We start from the raw sequence: 4,939 nt of genomic DNA on the forward strand, positions 1-4,939 counted from the left end.
GGGGCATCCTGCGCTGCCGGGTGCATGCGGACCAATACACACCAGCCAGAACACATCCCTGTCGAGCCGCTTTCAAAGCAAGCTTCAAAGCAAAAGCATCAGGGTGTTGAACGTTCCAGGCTTGCACAACAGCGGCCGCGGACACAGGCAAAGCTGGCTGCCAACCCAATACTGAGGTGCTGTACGCGTGACGCAGGCAGATAGTGACTCCTCTGATCTCCACGGTGGTCAAGCCAGATCGACCAGACCTTGGTGCGCCATGCCTCGGATACACAATGGATCGCCGTGGCACACAGCTTCGGGTGCCCCCGGCGCTGCTGCCCTTGATGGCCGATGGTGGACACATCCTCAACGTGTCGTCAGGCATTGCACGGTTCGCCTTGCCCGGCTACGCCACCTATGCCGCCATGAAAGGCAGCGTCGAGGCGCTGACGCGATACCTTGCGCTGGAACTGGGGCCACGCCGCGTTGCCGTGAACACGATCGCGCCCGGCGCCATCGCAACGAATTTCGGCGATGGTGCTGTGGGAGACAACACGCAACTCAATGGTCTGATTGCTTCGCAAACGGCGCTTGGCCAAGTGGGTCAGCAGATTGAGGTCTCAGGCGGCCCCCACCTTTGATGACCGTCGCGACACGCTGATTGGGTGCACCATGAGCCCGCTGTTCCAGTTCCAACTAAGGAGTGCCTTCGAAGCAGCTTCGATGGGGCGCAATCAAGCGCGAAGGGCTACTGCGTGAAGCCGAGGAGCTGCCCATCGTGAAAGAACACTTGTGGCCACAGCCGGTCAGCCGGGAGACGGCAACAACGAATCGAGGTCAGAATGCTCCCGCGACTACACACGCCATCAACATGACACCCGCCTTTGCCCTTGAAAACGTTGCGCTCGAAGGAAATTTCGTTCGACTCGAGCCCTATGAGGAATCGATCAAGACGGCTGTGGGAGCGGCTCTCGATTGCGATGCCGCAGCCTGGGACTTGTTCGCGATGAGCGGCCAAGGCGCGCATTTTGAAAAATGGTGGCGCGATCTGAATGAACAGACTGCTCGGGGCAACTGGATCGCCTATGCGATTCGCGACCGCGCGACGCAGGCAGTGGTCGGCACCAGCAGCTTCCTCAATATCAAGAAGGAGCGCCAAACCGTAGAGATCGGGGCCACCTTCCTGCATCCTGAGGTGCGCTCCGGTTACGTGAATGCTGAATCGAAGCTGTTGATGTTGCGACATGCGTTCGCCAGCGGCGCGCGTCGGGTCGAATTGCTGACCGACGCGCGTAACGCGCGCAGCCAGGCGGCCATTGCCAAACTCGGTGCCGTCCGTGAAGGCGTCTTGCGTCGCGACCGCATGACCTGGACAGGGCACGTGCGCGACAGCGTGCTGTTTGCAATAACCGATCTTGACTGGCCAGACGTACGAACTCGCCTGGCGTCCCGCCTGGCATCAATGAACGCTCGTACCAGCACTTCACAAGGCGATCAAGCGATCTAACGCCCTACGCATACGCATCAGCGCCATCCGCAGCCAATGCAAGTGCATCCCTTCGATCGCCTCAAGCCGTCGCGCAAGCGGCAGGTGGGAGGCGCCTCCAGAAAGATGCCAGCAGATCCACAGTAAGGAAGCGGGTTCTCCTTCTGCACCCCGATATACCGCCTTAATCGCTTGGTGTGCCGGATGTGCGTCCATAGAAAAAATGAGCCCATCCATGGACGGGCTCGATCGAGTCGTTGGCAGCGTTGAAGTCCGACGATCAGTGCGCGATGATCATCGGTGCCGATACCGCGACCTTGGCTTCGCCCCTGTCGCTTTGCGCATTTGACCAGTCGCCACCCAGGGCCCGGATCAGGCCAACAGTCGAGGCCGCCCATGCTCCCCGCAGTTGCACGGCCTGGCGCTCGATGGCAAGCAAGTTGCGCTGGGTGTCGAGCAAGGTGAGGAAACTGTCCTCGCCTGCCTTGTAGCGCTTGCCTGCGAGTTCGGCCGAACGCCTCGCCGCAACCAGAGCCACATCCAGCGATTCCGACTGGGCACGCACGGCACCCAGGCTGGAGAGCTTGCCTTCGACATCGCCGAAGGCGCCCAGCACGGCTTGCCGGTAGTCGGCGACCGACTCGTCCAGCAGGCTTTCAGCGCGGACGACATTGGCGGCATGGCGGCCGCCGTCGAACAAGGGCAGCGACATCACAAGGCTGCTCAACCACGAGCGTGCGCTCCAGTCGAACAGGTCCTTGAGTTCGTAGGAGGCATAGCCGCCTTGCGCCGTAAGCGTCAGCGCCGGAAAGCGTGCCGAGCGGGCCTGCCCCACGCGGGCCGTTGCGGCCATCATGCCGGCCTGTGCAGCGGCCACATCGGGGCGGCGCTCTAGCAGGGACGATGGCAGGCCGGCTGGCACCTGGGGCATCTGCACATCGGGCGTCAAGGGCGACGGCGCGAAGTTGAAATTCGAGGGCATCTGGCCCAGCAACAAGGCGAGCGTGTGTTCGGCCAATGCGCGCTCACCTTGCAAGCCCTGAAGTTCGGCGCGCGTGGTCGAGGTTTCGGTGCGGGCACGCGCCACGTCCAGTTCGGAGACATCGCCTGCTGCATACCGACGCTCGATCAGGTGCGATGTCTGCTCGCGCAAGAGCAGCGTGTCCCGCAACAAGGCTACTTCGGCATCGCGCATGCGCAACTGGTAATAGGCCTGTGCGACATCAGCCTGCAAAGCCAGCAGCACCGAGCGATAAGTGGCCTCACCGGCCTGCGCATCGGCCTGGGCCGCATTCACACTGTTGGCCACGCGCTGGAACAGGTCGATCTCATAGCTGGCGCCCAGGCCAGCATTCCAGACGGTACCCGGTGCCACATTGGTGCCGGCTGCATAGCCCTGTTGTGCTGGGCTGAACTTCGTACGGGTCGCGCCGGCATTGAGGTTGAGCTGTGGCCAGCGGTCCGCGCGGCTCACATCCAGTGAAGCTCGTGCCGCCTTCAGCCGCGCCGCAGCGGCTGCCAGCGTCGGGCTGGCCTCTTGCGCTTGCTGCTGCAACTGGTTGAGCGCGGCGTCATTGAATGCCAGCCACCATTGACCTCGCGGCTGGTTTTCAGCGGGCTGTGCCGACTTCCAGCTGCCCTGTGCCACAGCCGCTTCCTTGAACTGGTCGGGCACGGTGATGTGCGCCTCGGGCAAGGCCGGTGCCGTGGTGCAGCCGGCCATCACCATGGCCGCCATGAGCGGCACGAAGATCAGGTGTGTTCGTTTGATACGGTGTGTCGACATGCTCATGCCTCACCAGTCAGTTCGGTTGCGATTGCTGCAGGCGCCGGTTGGCGATCACCTTCAAGGCGAATCGCCAGCTTGCGCAGCAGCACGTAGAACACAGGCGTCAGGAACAAGCCGAACAGCGTCACGCCCAGCATGCCCGAGAAGACAGCCACACCCATGGCATGGCGCATTTCAGAGCCTGCACCGGTCGAGAAGACCAGCGGCACCACACCCATGATGAACGCGATGGACGTCATCAGGATCGGACGCAGACGCAGCTTGCAGGCCTCCAGCGCAGCATCGACGGTCGAGCGGCCGTGATGCTCCAGCTCACGAGCGAATTCGACGATCAGGATCGCGTTCTTCGCCGACAGCCCCACCAGCACGAACAGCGCGATCTGCGTGAAGATGTTGTTGTCGCCATGCGTGAGCCACACGCCGATCAATGCGCACAGGATGGACATTGGCACGATCAGGATGACGGCCAGAGGCAGCGTCCAGCTTTCATACTGCGCGGCCAGCACAAGGAAGACCAGCAGCACACACAGCGGGAACACATAGATCATCGTGTTGCCAGCCAGGATCTCCTGATAGGTCAGGTCGGTCCACTCGAAGTGCACGCCCTTGGGCAGGGTCTCGGCAGCGATCTTCTCCATGATGGCTTGGGCTTGGCCCGAGGACACGCCCGGCGCAGGGCCACCGTTGATGTCGGCCGCCACATAGGCGTTGTAACGCTGCACGCGGTCAGGTCCGTACGAGTCCGACACCTTCATCAGACTGCCCAGCGGCACCATCTCACCCGACTTGCTGCGCACCTTGAGCTGAGAGATGGCGTCCGCGTTGCTGCGGAACGGTGCATCGGCCTGCACGACGACCTGGAAGGTCCGACCGAACTTGTTGAAGTCGTTCGTGTAGAGCGAGCCCAGGTTGATTTGCAAGGTGTCGAAGATGCTACCCAGTGGCACGCCCATCTGCTTGGCCTTCGTGCGGTCCACATCGGCAAACAGCTGAGGCACATTGATCTGGTAGCTGCTGAAAACACCGGCCAGTTGCGGCGTCTGCCAGGCCTTCATCTGCAAAGCCTGCACGCCCTTGTAGAGCTCGTCATAGCCCACGTTGCCACGATCCTCGACGAACAGCTTGAAGCCGCCGATGGTGCCCAGGCCGTTCACCGAAGGCGGTGGGAAGACCATGATGAAGGCATCCTGGATCGCACCCAGACGCTTGTTGACCTCGGCCGCAATCGCCCCGCCCGACAGCGACGGATCCTTGCGGTTCTTGAAGTCATCGAGCGTGTAGAACACGATGCCCGCATTCGGCGCGTTCGTGAAACCGTTGATCGACAGGCCCGGGAAGGCCACCGATTCCTTCACACCTGGCACCGTTTTCACGATGTCCGACATGCGGCGGATCACGGCGTCTGTGCGTTCCAGTGAGGCTGCATCGGGCAGTTGTGCAAAGCCCACCAGGTACTGCTTGTCCTGTGCCGGCACGAAGCCAGAAGGCACCTGCTTGAACACGAAGAACGCGGCCACGCACAGCAACAGGTAGACACCCATGGTCGCAGTCTTGTGGCTCAGCGTGCCACGAACACCGCCCTGGTAGTTGTGCGATGCTCGGTCAAAGACGCGGTTGAAGCGCTTGAAGAAGCCCCCCAACACCTTGTCCATCAGGCGCGACAAAGCATCCTTGGGTGCATC

At 62.0% G+C, this 4,939-nt stretch carries 3 protein-coding genes and 1 pseudogene; 2 read left to right on the top strand and 2 right to left on the bottom strand.

Going from position 1 to position 4,939, the window contains the following annotated elements:
* Nucleotides 1-314 precede the first annotated feature (314 nt).
* Nucleotides 315-623: pseudogene (locus EPO09_RS21215) on the top strand (SDR family oxidoreductase); the annotation flags it as partial.
* Nucleotides 624-760: 137 nt separating this feature from the next.
* On the top strand, nucleotides 761-1,489 hold the full coding sequence (locus EPO09_RS21220; RefSeq protein WP_290646433.1) for a GNAT family protein: 729 nt from the start codon (nucleotides 761-763) through the stop codon (nucleotides 1,487-1,489).
* A 259-nt stretch (nucleotides 1,490-1,748) separates the two neighbouring features.
* On the opposite strand, the gene EPO09_RS21225 is transcribed toward EPO09_RS21220, so the two are convergent.
* Together EPO09_RS21225 and EPO09_RS21230 are read right to left on the bottom strand one after the other, a co-directional pair.
* Nucleotides 1,749-3,260 carry an efflux transporter outer membrane subunit gene (locus EPO09_RS21225; protein ID WP_290646435.1) on the bottom strand — a complete coding sequence of 504 codons (1,512 nt, stop codon included), beginning with the start codon at nucleotides 3,258-3,260 and terminating at the stop codon, nucleotides 1,749-1,751.
* On the bottom strand, nucleotides 3,257-4,939 hold a 1,683-nt coding region (locus EPO09_RS21230), incomplete at its 5' end, for an efflux RND transporter permease subunit (RefSeq protein WP_290646437.1). The genes EPO09_RS21230 and EPO09_RS21225, both read right to left, overlap by 4 nt.

Origin of the sequence: Aquabacterium sp. (assembly GCF_004297345.1) — a bacterium.
Lineage (GTDB): Bacteria > Pseudomonadota > Gammaproteobacteria > Burkholderiales > Burkholderiaceae_C > Aquabacterium.

Bases quoted from the DNA above. Each gene is read 5' to 3' on its own strand.
- EPO09_RS21225 (WP_290646435.1), bottom strand. From the start codon at position 3,260: ATGAGCATGTCGACACACCGTATCAAACGAACACACCTGATCTTCGTG.